Source organism: Pseudomonas helmanticensis, from assembly GCF_900182985.1.
Taxonomy (GTDB): Bacteria; Pseudomonadota; Gammaproteobacteria; order Pseudomonadales; family Pseudomonadaceae; genus Aquipseudomonas; species Aquipseudomonas helmanticensis.
Window position 1 is genome coordinate 4,073,610 of sequence record NZ_FXUY01000001.1, and the last position, 20,247, is coordinate 4,093,856.

The window sequence follows — 20,247 nt, forward strand, 5'->3', positions numbered from 1 at the left end:
AGGTAGGAGCTGCCGTAGGCTGCGATCTTTTACTTTTGCCCTAGGCGGCGTCTTTTTTCGGTTCGCGAATCTTGTACCAGGCCACATACAGCGCCGGCAGGAACAGCAGCGTCAGCAATGTCGCGATCACGATCCCGCCAATCATCGCGTAGGCCATCGGCCCCCAGAACACCTCCCGGGCAATCGGGATCATGCCCATGCTCGCCGCCGCTGCGGTCAGCAAGATCGGTCGGCGGCGGTGCTCGGTCGCCTCGACCACTGCATCCCACGGCGCATAACCCTTCTTCTCGTATTCATCGATCTGCGTCACGAGAATCACCGAGTTGCGGATGATGATGCCGATCAGCGCGAGAATCCCCAGAATCGCCACGAAACCCATCGCCGTACCGGTCGGCACCAGCGCCAAAACCACGCCGATCAGACCCAGCGGCGCCACGCTCGCCACCAGGAACATCTTCTGCACGCTGTGCAACTGGATCATCAGGAAGGTCGCCATCAGGAACAGCATCAACGGCAGAACCTTGGCAATCGGCCCTTGGGCCTTGCCGCTTTCCTCGACGGTACCGCCGGTGGCGACCTTGTAACCCACCGGCAGTTTATCGGCGAAAGCGTCGATAGAAGGCTTGAGGATTTTCACCAGGTCGGTGGGTTGGATCTCGTCGCGCACCGACGCCTTGATGGTGATCGTCGGCAAGCGGTCGCGACGCCAGACCAACGGCTGCTCCAGTTCGTAACGCACAGTGGCGAACGCCAGCAACGGAATCGACGTGCCGCTCGGCGTGACGATCTGCAGGTTTTGCAGGGTTTCCGGGGTACCGCGTTCGGAATCCACTGCGCGTCCGACCACGTTGATCAGGTAGATATCGTCATCGACCTGGGTCAATGGCGAGCCGCTGACGATGCTGTTCATCAGGTTTGCCACGTCTTCGGACGACAGCCCGAGTTGGCGCGCCTTGTCCTGGGCGATGTCGATGCGCAGGACTTTGCCCGGTTCGTTCCAGTCGTAAATGATTTCGCCGATGTGCGAGTTCTTGTCCAGCTCGGTGGCGAGGTCGATGGCGTGCTTGCGCACCTGATCGATGTCCTTGCCGCTGACCCGGTACTGGATTGGACGCCCCACGGGCGGGCCCATTTCCAGCGCTTGCACGTAGCTGCCGATGCCGACGAACTCCTTGTGCAGACGCTCGCGCAAGCGCTCGCTCAATGCTTCGCGGGATTCGAAGCCTTTGCTGACGATCACCAGTTGCGCGTAGTACGGGTTCTGCAATTGCTGGTCGAGCGGCAGGTAGAAACGGATCGCGCCCTGACCGATGTAAGTACTCCAGCGCACGATGTCCGGGTCGCCCTTGAGGGTTTCCTCGAGTTTGTCGACGGCTTTGCGGGTTTCGTCGATCGAGGCGTTTTGCGGCAGGTTCAGATCAACCAGAATTTCCGGGCGGTCGGAAGACGGGAAGAACTGGTTCTGGACAAAACGCATGCAAAAGATCGACAGGGCAAAACACAGCACGGTGATACCGATGGCCCACCAGCGATTGCGCATGCACCAGAGCAAACCGCCATTGAACGCGCGGCCGATGCGCCCGGGCTCGGCAGAATGGGGTTTGACGTTGGTGCTGAGGATGTGTACGCCGATCACTGGCGCAAAGAACACCGCGACCACCCACGACACCAGCATCGCCACGGCAATCACCGCAAACAGCGTGTAGGTGTATTCGCCGGCAGAACTGGCATTGAGGCCGATCGGCACAAAACCGGCGACGGTCACCAGCGTACCGGTGAGCATCGGGAATGCTGTCGAGGTGTAGGCGAAGGTCGCCGCCTGTTCCTTGGTCTCGCCCATTTCCAGGCGCGTGACCATCATCTCCACGGTGATCATCGCGTCGTCCACCAGCAGGCCGAGGGCGATGATCAACGCACCGAGGGAAATCCGCTGCATGGTGATGCCGCTGTACTCCATGTACACAAACACCATGGCCAGCACTAACGGAATCGAGCACGCCACCACCAGACCGGCGCGCACACCGAGGCTGATGAAGCTCACCACCAGCACGATGATCACCGCTTCGAACAGCGCGCTGGTGAAACCGCCAACGGCTTCTTCCACCACCACCGCCTGATCGGAAACGGTGTGCACGCCGACGCCCACCGGCAGGTCGGCGGTGAGTTGGTCGATGCGTTCGTGCAGGGCTTTACCGAACGCCTGCACGTTGCCGCCCTTCTGCATGGCAATCGCCAGGCCGATTGCCGGTTTGCCGTCGAAACGGAACTCCGGTGTCGCCGGGTCGACGTAACCGCGACTGATCTCAGCGATGTCGGCCAGGCGATAGAAACGATCATTGAGTTTCAGATTGACCTCGGCCAGATCCTTTTCCGAAGCAAACTGCCCCGAGGTGCGCACGGAAATCCGTTCTGGACCGGCCTCGATCACACCCGCCGGGGTCACGGCGTTCTGCGATTGCAGGCTCTGCACCACCTGACGCTGATCGATCCCCAGCGCGGCGAGTTTGCGCGTGGAGAAGTTCAGGTAAATCACTTCGTCCTGCTGGCCGACCATTTCGATCTTGCCCAGCCCCGGCACGTTGCGGATCTCGGCTCGCGCCTGCTCGACGTAATCGCGTAGCTGGCGCATGGTCAGGCCGTCGGCGGTAAACGCGTAGACCGAACCGAATACATCACCGAACTCGTCGTTGAACCCCGGGCCTTGAATGCCTTGGGGGAACTGCCCGCGAATGTCGTTGATCTTCTTGCGCACCTGGTACCAGATTTCCGGGATGTCCTTGGCGCTGGTGGTGTCGCGCAGGTACACGTACACCGTCGATTCGCCGGGGCGCGTGTAGCTTTTCACGTAGTCGAGGGAGTCGAGCTCTTCGAGTTTTTTCTCGATGCGATCAGTAACCTGCTTGAGCGTTTCCTCCTGGGTCGCGCCCGGCCATTTGGTCTGGATCACCATGGTCTTGATGGTGAACGACGGGTCTTCTTCGCGGCCCAGATTGAAGTACGAAAACACCCCCATGAGCAATCCGACGAACATCAGATACCAGACGAATGACTGATGCTTGAGGGCCCATTCGGAGAGGTTGAAAGAGCCTTTCATTGACTGTCCTCGTCAAGTTTCACGGATTGTCCGGGTTTGAGACTGTTGACGCCGGCGCTGACCACTTGCTCGCCGTTCTTTACCCCGCCGGCCAGCACCACAGTGCTGTCGGTGCGGCTGATAACGCTGACATCACGCGGGCTGACGGTTTTGCTTTGGGTGTCGATCACCCAGATGCGCGCTTTGCCATCGACCTCCTGCAATGCCGTCGCGGGCAATTCGATACGCGGCTTGATCGCTGAACTGAGGGTCACACTGATCGCGGTACCGAGGCGGAAACCGTCCGGCGTATCGGCCAGGGTCAGCCGTGCACGGCGAGTACGCGTGGCACTCTGCGCTTGCGGTTCGATCTCGCGAATGACGGCGGTGGTGTTGATGCTTGGATCGAGTTGCGCGGCCACTGAAAACACTACGTCGGCGGGGATCTGATCGACCAGGGTGTCGGGCAGATCAATCACCGCTTCCTTGATGTCCGGCTGCGCCAGTGTCACCACTTGCTGGCCGGCGGTCACCACCTGCCCGGCCTCGGCGTTCCACGCGGTGACCACGGCTTTGTGGTCGGAGCGCAGCTCGGTGTAGCCGAGTTGATCCTTGCTCTGATTGACCGCCGCCCGCGCCTGATCGAGCGAAGCCTGAGTGGTTTTCAAGTCGGTGTTGGCGACGTCCAGTTGCGCCTGCGCGCCAACGCCGCGATCAAACAGCGCTTGCTGCCGACGAGCGTTGGCCTGGGCGTTGATCAATTGCGCCTGGATCTTCGCCAGGTCGCCCTGGGCCGAGCGCAACTGATTCTGTTGATCGGAGGGGTCGAGGGTCGCAAGCAGCGTGCCCTTCTCGACTTCCGTGCCGACATCGACGTTACGACTGGCGATACGGCCACCGACGCGGAACCCGGTATTGCTCTCGTAGCGCGCCTGAATGCTGCCGGCAAAACGCCCGAGGCTTTCCTCACTCAACGCCTGGACCTTGACCGACAGCACCGGGCGCACCGGCTCGGGCGGTGGTTCTTTCTTCGAGCACGCGGCTAACAACACAGCTACGGGAAACAGCCACAGAGACTTCATGGCTGTGCTCCCGGTTGCAGATCCTTGTAGGTGTTTTCGGCAATCTCGACTTTCATCCCCGGGTGCAACAACTGCCCGCCGGCGACGATGACCTTCTCGCCGCCCTTGAGGCCTTCGCTGATGATGACTTTGCCAGTCAGGTAGCGACCGACCGTGACCGTGTGCAACTGCGCCTCGCCCTTGTCGTCGACCATCCACACCGCCGGGTCGCTGATGTTTTTCGTCAGCGCCGACCACGGCAATTCAACCGCCGATTTGCCGGAGCCTTTCGCCGTGGCGCTGACCACCGAACCGAGCTGCATGCCCGGCGGCAATTTATCGAGGGTGACTTTGACTTGCACGGTGCCGGACTGCGCGGACACCGCCGGGGTGACTTCGCGCACGGTGCCGGTGGTTTTGATCTCGGGATTGTCGAGCAGGCTGACGGTGATCTTGTTATCCGTGGGGCGCTCGGCGAGCAGTGATTCATAAACGTTGAACACCGCGTCGCGGTCGCCATCGCGGGCCAGACTGAAAATCGGCGCGGTGGCCTGGACCACTTGACCCACTTCGGCCTGGCGCTCGGTGATCACGCCCGGCGCATCAGCGATCAACGAGGTGTAGCTGAGTTGGTCTTTGGCATTGGCCAGTTGCGCCTGCGCCGCGCTCAATGCGCTCTGACTGCTGCGCAATGCCGCTTGCGCGGAATCGTATTCGCTCTGGCTGGTGTAGCCTTTGGGCAGCAATTTCTGCTGACGCACGAAGGCCGCCGCGCTCTGTTGCACCCGCGCCTGTTCAGCGACCACCTGGGCTTGCGCAGAATCGACGTTGGTCTGCAGATCCTTGGGATCGAGCTTGGCCAGTACCTGTTTGGCCGAAACCCGGTCGCCGACATCGACCATGCGCTGGATGATCTTGCCGCCAACACGGAACGATAGCTCGGTCTGCACGCGCGCCTGCACGTCACCGGTGAGTGTCACCGAAGCCGCGTAATCCGTGGGTTTCACTTCCTGTACGAAGACCCGTGGCAAGTATTCCTGCGCGGGTTTCTTGTCGCCGCAAGCGGTCAGCAAGGCGACGGCACTGAGGGCCACCACCACTTTCAATCCGGGACCCGCCATGCAGACTCCTTGGCATTTTTCGAGACTATCGGGACGATACGACTTCAGAGCTTAGAACAGGGTTCCACCATTGCTCGCTCGAATGAAGATTAATCTCCGCAGGAGCTGCCGCAGGCTGCGATCTTTTGATGGTGTTTTCAAAGATCAAAAGATCGCAGCCTGCGGCAGCTCCTACACAGGAGGTATTCTGTGGCGGATTCAGTGCATCCAGAGAAGGACACTCATGCTTAAAACCCTGGCGGTGGCCAATTACCGCTCGATCAATAAATTGGTGATCCCGCTCGGCCGGCTGAACCTGATCACCGGCCCCAACGGCAGTGGCAAGTCCAATCTCTATCGAGCTTTGCGCCTGCTGGCGGAAACCGCGCAGGGCGGCGTGGTCAATGCGCTGGCCCGCGAGGGCGGACTGGATTCGACCTTCTGGGCCGGGCCGGAAACCATCAGCCGGCGCATGCGCAACGGCGAGGTGCCGATCCAATCGACAGTGCGCCAAGGTGTGAAGCGTCTGCGCCTGGGATTCGCCGGGGAAGATTTCAGCTATTCGATCAGCCTCGGTCTGCCCGACTCCAATGGCCATTTCATGCTGCCCGAACATGCGCGGCCAATTCCCTCCCGCTTCAGCCTCGACCCGCAGATCAAACGCGAATGCATCTGGGCCGGGCCGCATTACCGGCCAGCCAGCCTGTTGGTCGATCGCGACGGGCCGATGATCCGCGCACGCGCCGAGCGCAAATGGGATGTGCTGGCGCAGCACACGCCGAACTTCGACAGCCTGTTCGATCAGGTCGGCAGCCTGCGCAGCTCGCCGGAAGTGTTTCAGATGCGCGAGTTCATCCGTCGCTGGCGCTTCTACGATCACTTTCGCAGCGATGCCGACGCGCCGGTGCGTCAGCCACAACTGGGCACGCGCACGCCGGTTCTGCATCACGATGGACGCGATCTGGCGGCCGCGTTGCAGACCATCATCGAAATCGGCGACGGCGAGGCGATGCGCGCCGCCATCACCGATGCCTTTCCCGGCGCGCGCCTGCATATCGAAGCTCAGGCCGGCGGAAGATTTGCTATCGAGTTTTATCAGGAAGGCTTGTTGCGGCCGCTGTCGGCGGCGGAGTTGTCGGACGGAACATTGCGCTATCTGCTGCTGGTTGCGGCGCTACTGACGCCGCGGCCACCGTCGCTGATGGTGCTGAACGAGCCGGAAACCAGCTTGCACCCGGATCTGCTACCGGCGTTGGCGCGGTTGATTATTCGCGCCTCGGAGCAGTGTCAGGTGTGGGTGGTATCGCATGCGCGGCGGTTGATTTCGGCGTTGCAGGAGGATCAGGAATGCAATTGCATTGTGCTGGAGAAGACGCTGGGGGAGACCGGGATTGTCGGGCAGAAAGTGCTGGAGACGCCGGCGTGGTATTGGCCGGACTGAGTGCTTCGGTCAAAAGCCCCTCACCCTAGCCCTCTCCCGGGGGGAGAGGGGACTGACCGAGTTGAATATTCGAGGTGCACCAACCTGATCTTGCTGTGTTGAATCCATAATCGACTCGGTTTTTCAGGTCGATGTGTGACGCAGGACACCTCGGTCGGCTCCCTCTCCCTCCGGGAGAGGGCTGGGGTGAGGGCCAAGCCTCACCACCGCCCCACAGACAATCACCCCTGCCACTTGCCCCCTTCAACAATCACGCTCTCAGGCTTGGTGTCATCGCTCAGTTCTTTACGCACGTATTGGTCGTACAGCTTGAGCAGATACTTCTCTTCACCCAACTTCGTCAGCTCGGTATTCACCCAGTCACGCAGTTCGATATTGCCCTTCTTCACCGCCGGCGCAATCGGCGCTTCTGCACCGAGTTTGTCCTCCAGCACGCGGTACCCCGGGTTCTGCTTGGCCCAGCTGAACAGCACCAGATTGTCCTGCGCATAGGCATCGCCACGACCGTTGGCCAAGGCTTGCAGCGACTCGGAGTTCTTCTCGAACTTCAGCAGTTTCCAGTCCGGGTGGTTTTTGGTCAGCCAGATATCAGCGGTGGTGCCAGTGGTGACGATGGTGGTGCGAGTCGCCAGGTCATCAAGGTTTTTCACCGGGCTGCTTTGCGGTACCAGTGCCTGCACGGCAACCTTGAGGTTCGGGTTGGTGAACTCCACCGCTTCCTTGCGCTCCGGGGTCACGGTCATGTTGGCGAGGATCAGGTCGACCTTATCGCTTTGCAGGAACGGAATACGGCTCGCTGGCTCGACGGCAACGAACTCGACCTTGGTCTCGTCACCGAGCAGATCCTTGGCGAAGCGCCGGCCGATGTCGGTATCGAAACCAACGTAACGCCCGGCCTCATCGACAAAACCGAACGGCGGCTTGTCGGTGAAGACGCCGACGATCAGCTTGTCGCGGGCCTTGATCTTGTCCAGATAACCAGCTGGCGCAGCGCTTTCGCTGGCGACTTTCGGCTTCGGTGGTTCTTCGGTTTTGCTGCAACCAGCGAGCAAGGCGAGGCTGAGCAAGGGCAGTAAAAAAGTGGCCGTTTTCATAACAGTTCCAGTTCCTTTGTCGGATTCGTTTTTGGCAGTGTTGCAACGAAGGAGAACTTCTCCAGAAACTGCTGCGCGCGTGCGGTTTGCGGGTTCGTAAAGAAAATCTCGGGCGGGGTTTGTTCAAGGATGCGCCCGGCATCCATGAACACGATGCGGTCGGCCACCGCGCGGGCGAAGGCCATTTCATGGGTGACAATCAACAGGGTCATGCCTTCGCGGGCCAGGCCCTGAATCACCTGCAAGACTTCCTTGACCATCTCCGGGTCGAGGGCAGCGGTGACTTCATCGAAGAGCATCACCCCTGGGTTCATGCACAACGAACGGACGATGGCGATGCGTTGTTGCTGGCCGCCGGAGAGCTGGCGCGGAAATGCATCGCGCTTGTCGGCCAGACCTACGCGTTCAAGCAAGGCCTCAGCTTGCTGCTGCGCTTCGCGGCGCTGGCGCTTCTGCACCTTCAGCGGGCCGAGCAGCAGGTTGTCGAGCACGCTCATGTGCGGGAACAGGTGATAACTCTGGAAAACCATGCCGATCTGCTGGCGGATGTCACGCCAGTCGGTGGCTTTGTCCAGCAGCTCGCGGCCGACAAATTTCAGGCTGCCGCTGTGTGCTTCTTCCAGACCGTTGAGGCACCGCAGCAAAGTGCTTTTGCCGCAGCCGCTAGGGCCGAGGATGACGATCACTTCGCCGCTCTGCACTTGCAGGTCGATGCCGTTGAGCACTTGCTGCTCGCCATAGAATTTGTTGAAGCCGTGAAACTCGATCAATGCGCTCATGCTGGCGTCCAGCGCCGCTCCAGCACGCGCGAGGCGGCCGAGAGCGGGTAGCAGATGAAGAAGAAAAACAGGAACAGCGCGCCGTAGATCAACACCGATTCGTAAGTGCGCTCGATGATCTGCTGGCCGACCTTGATCACGTCGACCACACCTATGAGCACCGCCAGCGAGCTGGTCTTGATGATCCGCGTGTAGACGTTGATGGTTGGCGGCGTCATGCGTTTCAGCGCTTGCGGCAACAGCACGTAGCCGTAGAGTTGCGCAGTATTCAGGCCAATCGACAGCCCCGCCTCACGCTGGCCGCGTGGCAACGAATGCAGCGCACCGCGTGCCACTTCGCCAACCTCGCTGGCTCCCCACAGCGACAGCACCAGTACCGCGCACCAGAAACTCGGAATGCTCAAACCAAAGAAAATCGGCAAGCCGAAAAACAACAGATACAACCAGACCAGCACCGGAATCGCCCGGAACAGCTCCAGATACACCCGCAGAATCGCGTTCAGCCACGTGATGTTGAGCGTGCGCAACACGCCGTAGAGCACGCCGCCGATCGTACTGATGGCGATGCTCAGAAACGAGATCGACAAGGTTTGCCCGGCGCCCTTGGCCAATTGCGGCAACGACACCCAGAGCAACTCAAGACCCGAACTGGCCATGCTGGAGCCTCCTTTCCAGACGGCTGAGCAGCAGCGACAGCGGCAAGAACAACAGCACGCAGATCAGCGTCAGCACGGCGAGCATTTCGTAGGTTTTGTAATAGAGCGCGATGTAGCTCTTGGTGGTGTAGAGGATTTCCGGCACCGCCACCGCCGAGACCACGGTGGTTTCCTTGAGCAGGAAAATGAAATTGGCGAACAGCGACGGCAGGCTGAGGATCCCCGCTTGCGGCAGGATCACGTAGCGCAGCAATTGGCCGTGGGACAGGCCGATGGAGCGTCCCGATTCCAGCTGCGCCTGCGGTACGGCATCGACGCCGGCGCGCAGCACTTCGGTGAGGTAGGCGCCACCGAGAAAGGTCATGGTGATGATCGCGGCGGTGAAACCGGAAACCTGAATTCCCGCTGCCGGCAAGGCGAAGTAGACGAAGAACAGCTGGATCAGTAGCGGCGTGTTACGCGCCAGTTCCACGTACAGGCCGACCAGCTTTTGCAGGTAAGGCGTGCGGAATACCAGAATCGTCGCGTTGAGCAGCGCCACCAGTAACGAGGTACCGATGGCGATGAAACCGACCTGCAGCGTCACGCCCACGGCTTTGAGAAACGCCGGCAGGGTGCTGAGGATGAAAGCGTAATCGAAGGTCATGAAACGTCCTGGACGTCGCTCGGTAAGCGGCGGTGATGCAGTCCATGGACAGCGGATGGCTGTCCGGCAGGGGATGACTTTATAGGTATAAAAACCAGAATTTAAATACCGTTAAAGCATATTGATATCACCCAAAAAACTATCTTGTAGGTTTGCCGGGAAGGAATAAGAAGGCTATTTTCCTTTGCGCTGTAGGACGGATCTTTTTTTCACAAAAGCCCTCCAAGGATGAACAGCTTTTGGCCAGACTCCCCCGGCCAAACCATAACAAGGAAGACAACATGGACGTAAAAGTGCCGCAGCGACTGGATCCGCAGGACATTGTGAAATTGCTCGTGGCGTTGCGCCGGGCGTTGAAGGCTCAGGTGGCCTGAGAATCAAGAGCACCCTCACCCCAGCCCTCTCCCCGAGGGAGAGGGGGCTGAGCGAGGTGTCTGGCGTCATACATCGACCTGAAAGACCGAGTCGATTATGGATTCGGCAGAGATCTTTCACGTCGGCGTATTGCGTCAATATCCCCCATTCAGTCCCCTCTACCTCTGGGCGGTCCGACGTTTCGGGAGGGTTAGGGTGAGGGCCGCTTTGCGCACGCACACAAAAACGCCGATGACCGTCGCTGGCCATCGGCGTTTTCATACCTTGAAGGGGTTCACTCAAGCGTCAGATCAGAACGCCGGCAGTACCGCGCCGTTGTACTTCTTCTCGATGAACGCTTTGACTTCCGGGCTGGTCAGGGCTTTGGCCAGTTTCTGGATCGCGTCGCTGTTCTTGTTGTCCTCGCGGGCCACCAGGAAGTTCACGTAAGGCGAGTCAGCACCTTCGATCACCAGAGCGTCCTTGGTCGGGTTCAACTTGGCTTCCAGCGCGTAGTTGGTATTGATCATGTCCAGATCAACTTCTTTCAGAACGCGTGGCAGCAGCGCCGATTCCAGTTCCTTGAACTTGAAGTTGTGCGGGTTCTTGGCGATGTCTTTCGGCGTTGCCAGGGCGTTTTTCGGGTCTTTCAGTTCGATCAAACCAGCCTTCTGCAACAGGATCAGTGCACGGCCGCTGTTGCTGCCTTCGTTGGGGATGGCGATGGTCGCGCCGTCCGGCAGTTCAGCCAGGGTTTTGTACTTGCTCGAGTAACCACCGAACGGTTCAACGTGCACGCCTTGCACGGTCACCAGGTACTTGGATTTGTCGTCCTTGTATTTGCCCTGGTTGAAGCTGTTCAGGTACGGCAGGGTCTGGAAGTAGTTGGCGTCCAGACGCTTCTCGCCCACCTGTACGTTCGGCTGAACGTAGTCAGTAAAGACTTTGATTTCCAGATCTACGCCTTCTTTGGCCAGGGTCGGCTTGATCAGCTCGAGGATTTCAGCGTGCGGAACCGGGGTCGCGGCAACCACCAGTTTCTCGCCGGCGTTGGCCAGAGAAGCAGTCAGAGCAGCCGCCAATGCGGTAAACAACAGAACCTTTTTCATGCAGTGTCCTTATCGAAAATCACGGTCGCGAATGGCGACGGCATTTAATACGAGTGCCAGTGAAGTGCTATCTCTGGCGTGAAGCGGACAATACCGGTATTTTTTATTCCCGGACAATAACGTTTATTCACGTTGTTATTCCATTTTGTTCATACACCCGATTTAGACGTGTAGGAGCTGCCGAAGGCTGCGATCTTTTGATTTTCAATAGGTTAAATCGCCAAAGCAGGGTCAAAACATCGCAGGCTGCGCCAGCTCCTACAGGAGACCGGTGTTTTTCAGGAGTTGCTTGAGGGCGGTCTGGTCGGTTGTCGAGCCGGTGGAGAGGATCTGCTTGATCTGGGCCTCGATCTGCGTCAGTAGCGGCGGCAGATTGAGGTGCTCCGGGAGGATTTCGTCGCCAGTGCTCACCAGCAAGGCGAAGTGAATGACGTTTTCCAGTTCGCGGGTGTTGCCCGGCCAACTGTGCTGTTCAAGCACGTGCTGCGCGGCTTCGCTGATCAGTGGCACAGGGAGATCCAGACGCTGGCTGTAGATGCCGAGGAAGTATTCGGCCAGCGAGAGGATATCGCCGGTACGCGCGCGCAACGCTGGCAGCTCGAGATGTCCCTCGCTGAGGTAATGATAGAGCCGCTCGTGGAATTTCCCGGCGTCGACCGCTTGCGCCAGATCGATGCTGGTCGCGGCCACCAGGCGCACATCCACCGGGCTCGGCTGATGCGCACCGACGCGGGTGACTTCGTGGTTTTCCAAAGCGGCAAGCAGTTTGATCTGGATCGGCAGCGGCAGGTCGCCGATCTCATCCAGATACAACGTGCCGCCATTGGCCGAACCGAACCAGCCAGCGCGACTGCTGGCCGAACCGCTGTAACCGCCGGCGGCGTAGCCAAATAATTCCGCGTCGGCGTAGGTCGGGCTGATGGCGCCGCAATTGACCGAAACGAACAAACCGCTGCGATCACTGGCGCGATGGATATGCCGGGCGAGCAACTCCTTGCCGGTACCGGTCTCGCCACGGATCAAAACCGAAATCGAGCGCGGCGCCAGATGCTCGAGTTCTTCACGTAATTGCCGCGAACGCGGATCGACGAACACCAGCGCTTTGGCGCGAATGCTCAGGGGGCTTTTTTCCGCATCGGGAAAGGTCAGCAACGGCTGACCGAAAGTTTCGAAACTCATGGCAGACTCCCGCCCAAAACCGCCGGCAGACGGGGGCGTTGAAAGAAAAAATCAGGCGCGACGGCGGGCGTGGTGTTCCATACGGTTTTGCAGGCGATAGAGATACGCAAAACCCTGCTCCCAACGCTGATGCCCGGACTTCACATTGATGTGCCCGGCACCGCCGAGAATGCCCGCCTCGGCGCCCCAGTTACGCGCCAGCTGCAGCGCTCGCGGGGCGCTGACGGCGGCGTCGTTGTCGGAGCTGACGACCTGACTTGGGAATGGCAGCAGATCCGTCGGGATCGGGGCAAAATTGCGCAATGCCGGGGCGCAGGTCGGACGTTCTACATCCGCTGGCGCGACCAGCAAGGCACCGCGCACCTGACGCAGGTATTGCAACGGCGCAGTGGCGGCCCAGTGAGCAACGGTGACGCAGCCGAGACTGTGCGCGATGAGGATCACCGGCGTGCTGTCGGCGGCGATCGCATCCGCCAGTGCCGCCACCCAGTCTTCGCGGCGCGGCGTCAGCCAATCGGCCTGCTCGACCCGCGCACTGTTCGGCAGGCTGTTCTGCCAATGGGTTTGCCAATGATCATCTGGCGATCCTTGCCAGCCCGGCACAATCAGGTAGCGGATTGATTCGTTGCGCATGGGGAAGCTCTCCTGCGTCGTGTCTGTTCCTGAACGAGTATAGGGAGAGGATTTATATTCGTTAAGGAATAAGAAGCTATTTATTAAGACCTGAATTGAATATGAGATTTGTGCGTGCGTTGAAATCTTTTCCCCCTCACCCCAGCCCTCTCCCCCAAGGGGGCGAGGGGAAAAGGAGCCGATCTTCATGCCGTTCAAATCTTGAGTTCGACTCGATATCCCACGTCGGCGTACGTCTACCAAATACCTCGATCAGTCCCCTCTCCCTCTGGGAGAGGGCTAGGGTGAGGGGCTTTTTCAACGCAATAAATAAAAAAAAGGGCCGCACCCTGCCAAGGAGACGGCCCCGGAAAAACATGAAAGCTTTTACCGCGCGGTGATCACCGATAATTTGGTAATCCCCGCGCGCTCGATCGAGGCCATGGCGCGCGCCACTTCGCCGTAGTTCACCCCGTCATCGGCCTGCAATTGCACGCGCACTTCCGGGTCCTTGGCTTTCGCCGACTTCAAGTTGAATTCCAGCAAGTCCGGCTGAATCTCATCCTTGTTGATAAACAGTTTGCCGGCGCCATCGATGCTCACCACCAGCGGGTCCTTCTGCTCGACCGGCGCCACCGCTTCGGTCTTCGGCAGGTTGATCGGTATCGCGTTGGTCAGCAGCGGCGCGGTGACGATAAACACCACCAGCAGCACCAGCATCACATCCACCAGCGGCGTCACATTGATCTCGCTGAGCACCTCATCACTGTCTTGCGTGGAGAAGGCCATATCAGGACGCCTCCTTCACTTTTGCCGCGTTGCCCGGCGCTGCAACCTTGTGCGCGGTCGGGTGGATCAGCACGCGGAACGCACTCTTCTGCGCCAGGCTGTAGAAATCGTGGGCGAAGTCATCGAGATCCGCCGCCGTCAGTTTCAACCGACGCAAAAAGTAGTTGTAAACCAGCACCGCCGGCACCGCGACAGCGATCCCCACACCGGTGGCGACCAGTGCCGCACCAATTGGGCCGGCGACCGTTTCCAGGCTCGCCGAACCCGCTGCGCTGATACCTTTCAACGCCTCCATGATCCCCCACACCGTGCCGAACAAACCAATGAACGGCGACGTACTGCCGATACTCGCAACCACCGCCAGACCGGTTTCCAGCGAACGGCGTTCGCGGACAATCTGCTGACGCAACGCACGCTCCAGGCGATCCTGATGGTTGATCGCCTGGCTCAGATCCGCGGCCTGTGGCGCCTCACCTACTTGAATCGCTGCGTAACCGGCTTGTGCCACCCGGGCCGCAGCGCCGGGTTGGGTTTCGCTCAATTCAGCGGCGGAATCGAGACTCGACGCCGCCCAGAAACGTTTATGAAACTTGCGATCCTGTGCCTTCAGGCGACCGAACTGCACAGCCTTGAGCAATGCCAGGCCCCAGGTGGCGACGGAAAAAACCACCAGCAGCCAGATCACCGCGCTTTCGATGGATTCCAGTGGAGATGCCAGTAACGTCATGATGATTCCCTCGTGTAAACGTTTCGCGCGAATTTGGTTTCGGTTTAATGAATCTTGAAATCGATGGGCACGCTGACCCAGCCGTCCTGGGCGACATCACCCTGCTTGGCCGGGACGAAACTCCAACGTTTGACGGCGCTTAGGGCCGCATCGTCGAGTTGTTGCCGGCCACTGCTTTTGGCTATCTGGATCTCGCCCGGTTTGCCGCTGGCCAACACATGCACCCGCAACAAAACCGTGCCTTCCCAACCTCGACGCTGGGCCAGCGACGGATATTCCGGCGCCGGGTTTTTCAGGTACGCGGCGTTGGCCGAGGCCGGCGTTACCGGTGCTGGCGCAGGAGGTGCCGGAGGCGCTGGCGCGGCGACCGGAGCGGCTGGCTGTGGCGGTGCCGGTGGTTGCTCGACAGCCTTCGGTGCGGGTTTCGGCGGCTGTTTAACCACCGGTTTCGGTTTTGGAATCGGCTTCGGCTGTGGTGGTTTGACGGCCAGTTCGTCCTCTACCGGTGGTGGCGGCTCCACCACCGGCGCAGGTGGCGGCGGCTCGACAACCGGTGGCGCTGGCGGTGCCGGGCGCGAGAATTCGATGGTCATCGGTGGAATTTCCGGCGGCACGATTGGCAACGTCGGCGTCGGCTGCTGATTGATCCAGTAGATCACCGCGCCATGCGCCAACAACGCCAGCACACCCAGCAGGATTGCCTCGCGCCGACTCAAGATGCCTTTGGGGGCACGCTGCAAACTCTGCTGCCCCAACGGCACACGGTGCGGCCGGCCGAGATCGACCAGTTCGCCACTCGGCGTCTGACGCCACAGCAATTCCTCTGCGCTGGCGGCGGTCTGGACATTGCCCATTGATTCACTCCCTGCGGTCTTTTTGCGTTCTCTACAAAAGATGCCGATCGACCGTTTGTTGAAGCCCCCACGGCAGATCGCTGGGTGAATCATTGGGCTTGGCACTTATCTCCGAAAGTAATCTTTAACGTTATGCATAGGCATTTATGGAATATGTAAATTGATCAATTCCGCCAAAGCCACGTCGTACGGGGGCTGCAGCGCAGGTTGCAAAAATACATGCTTTTCAGGCATTGAAAGTATTCATGCAACGCATCGAATGCGGCTGACCCGGTTTCGCCGGACAACTAATACCAAGTAGATAGTTGATTATTATTTTCCAGAAATAACAAAAAAGGCCGGTGCACCTTCGTGCACCGGCCTTTGGGTTTAATCAACTTTTATTGCTTGACGAACTCCCCTGCGACGCCAACAACATCACCGTCGAAGTTGGTGCGCGAGCCAACCGCACGAACTTTCGAGTAATTGTGATCCGGCGAGAACAATGTCCAGGACTGATAGCCAGTGCCGTCATTCAGAGCCGTGAACGTGATGATCGTAGGCTGCCCGGTGCTGTTCTGGAAATGGTAGTGACCGTAGGCGATGTCGTAATTCACGCCATTCTGGCTGAATTTGCCGCTGAAGGTGCCGTTGGAATCGTTGCCATCGGTAATCGTCAGTTTCGCGCCAGCGTTAGCGTTTACGTAATTGCCATTAATGCTCGACATAACTAGATTCCCTTTATCGTTGGATAAGTGTCTTCCGATGAGAGCAAGTTTCCTCCTGGAAACTCACGAGTCAGAGAATGGTTCGACATCCAGTCATTGTCCACACGAGCAACTAACCAATTCGCAATAAGCACCATTCAACTCGCTCATAACTTATCGCCAATCATTCGAGCATTAATTCCAATTAAACTAGCGACTGGCGTTGGTCTGTTGTATTGCGATGCCAGGCGCAATCACCGCCGTCTCGGAGCGCGGTGTACCTTGCGGCACCCAGTCATAACTCACAGGCAGCGCGCGATACACCCAGTTGCTGATGGCGTCACCGCCCGGCGCCTTGCCGAGGTACGGGCTGACGTATTCCCAGACGTTTTCACCGCTGGCCGTTACTTGGAAAAACCGCCCGTTCATGCCTTCATCGATCAACGTATTGCCGTTGGGCAAACGCCGCGCGCTGCTGATGAACGAGCTGTAAAACGCCCATCCCGGTTGCTTCGAATTGGCGGCGCTGTACTGCCAGACAATTTCATTTTTCACTGGGTCGATTTCCAGCACCCGTGAACCGGAAATCAGCCCGAGGGTGACGTTCGGATAACCTGCCGAACCCTGGTTATCGAACACCAGCACATTGCCCGCGCCCGGTAACCCGGCCGCAATGATATGGGCGTCATGCTGACCGACAAACTGATCGACCGGACGCGGCAAGGTTCGTGCGGTTTTCGGGCTGGCCAATGGCAGGTTCGGCCCCAGACGCCAGACTACTTTGCCGCTGTGCTTGTCGATGATCGCGATGAAGTTGGCATTGCGTGAATCGAACAGCAGATTGTCCGGATTGAAACGCTTGTCGCCGGCATCGAACCACTTGTTCGGCCCGACCACACTGAGGTTGTTGATGTGCAGGTAGTCGGCATCCTCGCTCCCTCGCACCAGTTTCAATTGCTCTGGCGTGAAGCCGAATTCGTTGAGGTGCTCCGACGCCAGCCACTGCCATTTCACTTCACCGTCAGGGCTGACTTCATAGATTGCATCGTCGATCACCTCGGGGACTTTGAAGCCTTTGATCGGGTGCACTTTGTTCGCCAGCACCACCGTGTTGCCGTTGCTCAACCGGCGTTGGTCGTGATGCTGCTGCGCTGCGCCACCGGGCGCCTTGTCGCCCCATTGCCAGACGACTTTGCCATTCCAGTCCAGTTCGCCGACGCTCTGATTGCCCAGGCCATTGCCAGCCGAACCGAGCTTGCCGGGGTCCTTGTCACTCAGTTGCAGCAGGACATGCCCGCGCTCGCCGTCGACCAGTTTCGGGTCGATGATCGCTGACGGGAAACCTGCCTGCGGCCAGGTTTTGACCTCGTTGCCGTTCATGTCGATCAAGTGCGTCTGCTTGTCGGCGCCGCTGAAAATCACGTACTGATTGAACGCTTTGTCCGGGTCGTACCGAGTGACGCCGGTCGGGTACACGCTGGGCGCGGCGAAGGCGCCAGCGCTGAACACCGCGCCGGACAACAACAGCGCAAAAGCCGTTTTGATACGTAACATGGTGCAGCTCCTTGAGTGACGAATCAGAAGTCGTAGCGACCGGTGACGCCGAGGGTTCTTGGCGTGCCGAGCAAGCCTTCATAGCCGCCGTTGCCGCCCGTCCACAGGGTCGTGTAGTAGGTTTTGTCGAAGGCGTTTTTCAGCCACAGCGAGATGTCCCACTGCCCTTGGTTGAAGTCGCCGCGCAGGCCGGTGGAGAGATTGACCACTGCGTAACTCGGGATCTGCCCGTAGTCGGAATCCTCGACCGTACCGACGGCTTTCGAGCGGAAGGCGTAGCTGCCGGTGACGTAGGGTTCGAAGCCGTTATCAAGATTCCATTTGTATTCACCGTTGGCGTTGCCGATCCATTTCGAAGCGCCGACCACTTGATGGCCGCTGAGGTCGCAAGAGGCTGGGGCACCCGGCGCCTGGCTGATTTCCGGCGGGCATGGCGCGTCTTTGTAGGAGAGGTAGCTGACGTCGTTGAAGGAGCCGTTGAAGTTCAGCGTGAGGCCGCGCAACGGGATCACCGTGCTTTCAAACTCGGTGCCGCGCGAGCGCACCGAACCGGCGTTGGTCAGGTATTGCACGCGGTTGACGTCGTCGTAGGCGTTGGTCTGATAGGCGTTGACCTGGGTCCAGAATACGTTGGCGTTAAGCTGCAAACGTCGATCCCACAGCGTGCTTTTGAAACCGAGTTCGGCGTTGTTTGCGCGTTCGGTGCCGATCAGCAGCGAGTCAGCGCCGGCGGCTGGTGCAGAGCCGACCGAGAGGTTAACGCCGCCTGATTTTTCACCGTGGGACACGGTCGCGTAACCGAGTAAATCGTCAGTGATGCGATAGCTGAGGTTGAGCAAACCGGACGGGCTGGAACTGTACTGATTCAAGTCGCCGGAATCGTAGGCACCGGCACGACCGCGTCGCGCCGTCGCCGCTGCACCCGCCACCGCCGCGCCACCGACCGGCGCATCGCGAGTGACCCAGGCGTTCTTCTCTTCGTAAGTACCACGCACGCCGGCCGTGAAATCCAGACGCTCGCTGAGGTGCCAGGTGCCTTGGGCAAACAGCGCAAAACTGTCGGTCTTGATATGGCCGTTGCCGACGCTGCCAATGTTAGCCAGCGCAACGGCCGGCGTGCCGTTCCAGATATCCGCTTGCGGGCCGTAATAGGCGAAGGATTTGTTGTCCAGATCGTTGCCGAAGTAGTAGGCGCCAACAACGTAATCGAAGAACTCGCCTTTGGGCGAAGCCAGACGAAATTCCTGTGAGTACTGTTTGTCTTCTACCGATACACCAGCGTTGTAAGTCGACGCGACGTTGAGACCATCGTCATTTTTCGGGGTGAAATTCCAGAAGCGATACGAGCTGATCGAGGTCAGGGTGAAATCGCTCGGCAGTGCCCAATTGGCTTCAACCGAGGTGCCGCCCTGGTGCACGGTGACGTGTTGGTCGCTGTCCAGATTGACCTTGCGGTGCGAACCGTTGACCAGCGTTGCGCCAGCGGCAGCCGCCCGCGCCGAGTAGAGATTGACGCCATTGATGGTCGGCCCGGTGTTGTACAACACGCGGGTGCCGGCGCTGGAATCCTCTTCGTTGTAGTCGCCGATCCAGCGCAGGTTGAAGTCTTCATTCGGCTTGAACAGCAACTGCGCACGGAAGCCATCGCGCGAGCCGCCATTCAGATCATGGCCGTTGTATTCGTTCTTGATGTCGCCGTCGCTGCGCGTGCGATACGCCGAAAAACGTCCGGCCAATTCATCGTTGAGCGGCCCGGAAATCGTGCCTTTGGTTTGAAAATAACCATCCTCGCCAACCGAGGTTTCGATGCTGCGCTCAGGCGTGAACGTCGGCGCGCGGGTGCTGATGTTGATCACCCCGGCGGTGGTGTTCTTGCCGAACAACGTGCCCTGCGGCCCGCGCAGAACTTCGAGCTGTTCGATGTCCATCAAGTCGAACACCGCCATCCCCGGGCGGCCCAGATAGACGTTGTCGATGTACAACCCGACGCTGCCTTCCAGACCATCGCTGGCCGGGTTGTTGCCCAGGCCACGGATCGACACGCTGGACTGCCGCGCGTGCATGTAGGCGACGTTGACGCTGGGCACCAGTTGCTGCAAATCCTGAATCCGGTAAACCCGTTGCGTCTCCAGATTCTGGCCGCTGACCACGCTCATTGGTGTCGGCACGTCCTGCGAACTTTCTTCGCGGCGGCGAGTGGTAACGGTGACCGTTTCCAACTGCGAACTGTTCGCCACCGGTTTGCCTGCGGGTACCGGCGTCGGCGCTTGCGTTTCCGCCGCGTAGCTGTGCGTCCAGCTGGCGCTCCCTGCCAGCAACAGGGCCAGAGGCAGGCGTTTGAGCCGTCGTGGTGTTAGGGGTGACGCGAGGTTCAACGGACTCATGGCGCGGCTCCTGGTCAAAAAACACACAGACATCTTCAGCGCTGCATATTCTTTTAAGTTATTTATTTATGGATTTACAAATATTTACTGCATAAGAGATTGCCTTTATAAGGAGTCGACCTAATGCATATCCAATGCATTTCCCGGAT

17 protein-coding genes are annotated in these 20,247 nt (G+C 59.3%); 1 reads left to right on the forward strand and 16 read right to left on the reverse strand.

Annotated features, from left to right (window positions below):
* Nucleotides 1-40: 40 nt before the first annotated feature.
* From QOL84_RS18195 to QOL84_RS18205, 3 genes are read right to left on the reverse strand one after another with little or no spacing between them, the layout of a single operon-like run.
* Nucleotides 41-3,094, reverse strand: coding sequence for an efflux RND transporter permease subunit (locus QOL84_RS18195; protein WP_283438080.1), 3,054 nt, complete (start codon nt 3,092-3,094; stop codon nt 41-43).
* The gene (locus QOL84_RS18200; RefSeq protein WP_283438081.1) at nt 3,091-4,155 is read right to left on the reverse strand and encodes an efflux RND transporter periplasmic adaptor subunit; all 1,065 of its coding nucleotides are present in this window, start codon (nt 4,153-4,155) and stop codon (nt 3,091-3,093) included. The genes QOL84_RS18195 and QOL84_RS18200 overlap by 4 nt, the downstream gene beginning before the upstream one ends.
* On the reverse strand, nt 4,152-5,255 hold the full coding sequence (locus QOL84_RS18205) for an efflux RND transporter periplasmic adaptor subunit (RefSeq protein WP_129387514.1): 1,104 nt from the start codon (nt 5,253-5,255) through the stop codon (nt 4,152-4,154). The genes QOL84_RS18200 and QOL84_RS18205 overlap by 4 nt, the downstream gene beginning before the upstream one ends.
* A gap of 223 nt (nt 5,256-5,478) precedes the next feature.
* On the opposite strand from QOL84_RS18205, the gene QOL84_RS18210 reads away from it, so the two are divergent.
* Nucleotides 5,479-6,675, forward strand: a complete 1,197-nt coding sequence (locus tag QOL84_RS18210) for an AAA family ATPase (RefSeq protein ID WP_283438082.1) — start codon at nt 5,479-5,481, stop codon at nt 6,673-6,675.
* A 221-nt stretch (nt 6,676-6,896) separates the two neighbouring features.
* Here the strand turns inward: QOL84_RS18210 and QOL84_RS18215 are convergent, their stop codons facing one another.
* The 13 genes from QOL84_RS18215 to QOL84_RS18275 all read right to left on the reverse strand — a co-directional run bounded on the left by QOL84_RS18215 (nt 6,897) and on the right by QOL84_RS18275 (nt 20,098).
* A complete protein-coding gene (locus QOL84_RS18215) occupies nt 6,897-7,769 on the reverse strand; it encodes a transporter substrate-binding domain-containing protein (RefSeq protein WP_283438083.1) in 873 nt (290 codons plus the stop codon).
* The gene (locus QOL84_RS18220; protein ID WP_283438084.1) at nt 7,766-8,548 is read right to left on the reverse strand and encodes an amino acid ABC transporter ATP-binding protein; all 783 of its coding nucleotides are present in this window, start codon (nt 8,546-8,548) and stop codon (nt 7,766-7,768) included. Before QOL84_RS18220 ends, QOL84_RS18215 begins: the two co-directional genes overlap by 4 nt.
* Nucleotides 8,545-9,204 (reverse strand): amino acid ABC transporter permease, encoded by a 660-nt coding sequence (locus tag QOL84_RS18225; RefSeq protein WP_283438085.1) that lies wholly within the window; start codon nt 9,202-9,204, stop codon nt 8,545-8,547. The genes QOL84_RS18220 and QOL84_RS18225 overlap by 4 nt, the downstream gene beginning before the upstream one ends.
* A complete protein-coding gene (locus QOL84_RS18230) occupies nt 9,185-9,850 on the reverse strand; it encodes an amino acid ABC transporter permease (RefSeq protein WP_283438086.1) in 666 nt (221 codons plus the stop codon). Before QOL84_RS18230 ends, QOL84_RS18225 begins: the two co-directional genes overlap by 20 nt.
* 665 nt (nt 9,851-10,515) lie before the next feature.
* Nucleotides 10,516-11,313 carry a MetQ/NlpA family ABC transporter substrate-binding protein gene (locus tag QOL84_RS18235; protein WP_016985636.1) on the reverse strand — a complete coding sequence of 266 codons (798 nt, stop codon included), beginning with the start codon at nt 11,311-11,313 and terminating at the stop codon, nt 10,516-10,518.
* A 258-nt stretch (nt 11,314-11,571) separates the two neighbouring features.
* Nucleotides 11,572-12,492 (reverse strand): sigma 54-interacting transcriptional regulator, encoded by a 921-nt coding sequence (locus QOL84_RS18240; RefSeq protein ID WP_283438087.1) that lies wholly within the window; start codon nt 12,490-12,492, stop codon nt 11,572-11,574.
* Nucleotides 12,493-12,543: 51 nt separating this feature from the next.
* Entirely contained in the window at nt 12,544-13,125 is a 582-nt protein-coding gene (locus QOL84_RS18245) for an alpha/beta hydrolase (protein ID WP_283438088.1), read from the reverse strand.
* A 366-nt stretch (nt 13,126-13,491) separates the two neighbouring features.
* Nucleotides 13,492-13,893 carry an ExbD/TolR family protein gene (locus QOL84_RS18250; protein WP_003220570.1) on the reverse strand — a complete coding sequence of 134 codons (402 nt, stop codon included), beginning with the start codon at nt 13,891-13,893 and terminating at the stop codon, nt 13,492-13,494.
* A 1-nt stretch (nt 13,894) separates the two neighbouring features.
* Entirely contained in the window at nt 13,895-14,620 is a 726-nt protein-coding gene (locus QOL84_RS18255) for a MotA/TolQ/ExbB proton channel family protein (protein WP_283438089.1), read from the reverse strand.
* 44 nt (nt 14,621-14,664) lie between these two features.
* Nucleotides 14,665-15,474, reverse strand: a complete 810-nt coding sequence (locus QOL84_RS18260; protein ID WP_283438090.1) for an energy transducer TonB — start codon at nt 15,472-15,474, stop codon at nt 14,665-14,667.
* A 380-nt stretch (nt 15,475-15,854) separates the two neighbouring features.
* Nucleotides 15,855-16,181 carry a hypothetical protein gene (locus QOL84_RS18265; protein WP_034151843.1) on the reverse strand — a complete coding sequence of 109 codons (327 nt, stop codon included), beginning with the start codon at nt 16,179-16,181 and terminating at the stop codon, nt 15,855-15,857.
* 189 nt (nt 16,182-16,370) lie between these two features.
* Nucleotides 16,371-17,714, reverse strand: a complete 1,344-nt coding sequence (locus tag QOL84_RS18270; protein WP_283438091.1) for an aryl-sulfate sulfotransferase — start codon at nt 17,712-17,714, stop codon at nt 16,371-16,373.
* A 23-nt stretch (nt 17,715-17,737) separates the two neighbouring features.
* The gene (locus QOL84_RS18275; RefSeq protein WP_283438092.1) at nt 17,738-20,098 is read right to left on the reverse strand and encodes a TonB-dependent receptor; all 2,361 of its coding nucleotides are present in this window, start codon (nt 20,096-20,098) and stop codon (nt 17,738-17,740) included.
* Nucleotides 20,099-20,247 lie beyond the last annotated feature (149 nt).

What these genes read in the sequence shown, in the direction of transcription:
- QOL84_RS18250 (WP_003220570.1), bottom strand. Translation starts at nt 13,893, where the DNA reads ATGGCCTTCTCCACGCAAGACAGTGATGAGGTGCTCAGCGAGATCAAT.
- QOL84_RS18255 (WP_283438089.1), bottom strand. Translation starts at nt 14,620, where the DNA reads ATGACGTTACTGGCATCTCCACTGGAATCCATCGAAAGCGCGGTGATC.
- QOL84_RS18215 (WP_283438083.1), bottom strand. Translation starts at nt 7,769, where the DNA reads ATGAAAACGGCCACTTTTTTACTGCCCTTGCTCAGCCTCGCCTTGCTC.
- QOL84_RS18230 (WP_283438086.1), bottom strand. Translation starts at nt 9,850, where the DNA reads ATGACCTTCGATTACGCTTTCATCCTCAGCACCCTGCCGGCGTTTCTC.
- QOL84_RS18240 (WP_283438087.1), bottom strand. Translation starts at nt 12,492, where the DNA reads ATGAGTTTCGAAACTTTCGGTCAGCCGTTGCTGACCTTTCCCGATGCG.
- QOL84_RS18195 (WP_283438080.1), bottom strand. Translation starts at nt 3,094, where the DNA reads ATGAAAGGCTCTTTCAACCTCTCCGAATGGGCCCTCAAGCATCAGTCA.
- QOL84_RS18265 (WP_034151843.1), bottom strand. Translation starts at nt 16,181, where the DNA reads ATGTCGAGCATTAATGGCAATTACGTAAACGCTAACGCTGGCGCGAAA.
- QOL84_RS18260 (WP_283438090.1), bottom strand. Translation starts at nt 15,474, where the DNA reads ATGGGCAATGTCCAGACCGCCGCCAGCGCAGAGGAATTGCTGTGGCGT.
- QOL84_RS18235 (WP_016985636.1), bottom strand. Translation starts at nt 11,313, where the DNA reads ATGAAAAAGGTTCTGTTGTTTACCGCATTGGCGGCTGCTCTGACTGCT.
- QOL84_RS18205 (WP_129387514.1), bottom strand. Translation starts at nt 5,255, where the DNA reads ATGGCGGGTCCCGGATTGAAAGTGGTGGTGGCCCTCAGTGCCGTCGCC.
- QOL84_RS18225 (WP_283438085.1), bottom strand. Translation starts at nt 9,204, where the DNA reads ATGGCCAGTTCGGGTCTTGAGTTGCTCTGGGTGTCGTTGCCGCAATTG.
- QOL84_RS18270 (WP_283438091.1), bottom strand. Translation starts at nt 17,714, where the DNA reads ATGTTACGTATCAAAACGGCTTTTGCGCTGTTGTTGTCCGGCGCGGTG.
- QOL84_RS18245 (WP_283438088.1), bottom strand. Translation starts at nt 13,125, where the DNA reads ATGCGCAACGAATCAATCCGCTACCTGATTGTGCCGGGCTGGCAAGGA.
- QOL84_RS18275 (WP_283438092.1), bottom strand. Translation starts at nt 20,098, where the DNA reads ATGAGTCCGTTGAACCTCGCGTCACCCCTAACACCACGACGGCTCAAA.
- QOL84_RS18220 (WP_283438084.1), bottom strand. Translation starts at nt 8,548, where the DNA reads ATGAGCGCATTGATCGAGTTTCACGGCTTCAACAAATTCTATGGCGAG.
- QOL84_RS18200 (WP_283438081.1), bottom strand. Translation starts at nt 4,155, where the DNA reads ATGAAGTCTCTGTGGCTGTTTCCCGTAGCTGTGTTGTTAGCCGCGTGC.
- QOL84_RS18210 (WP_283438082.1), top strand. Translation starts at nt 5,479, where the DNA reads ATGCTTAAAACCCTGGCGGTGGCCAATTACCGCTCGATCAATAAATTG.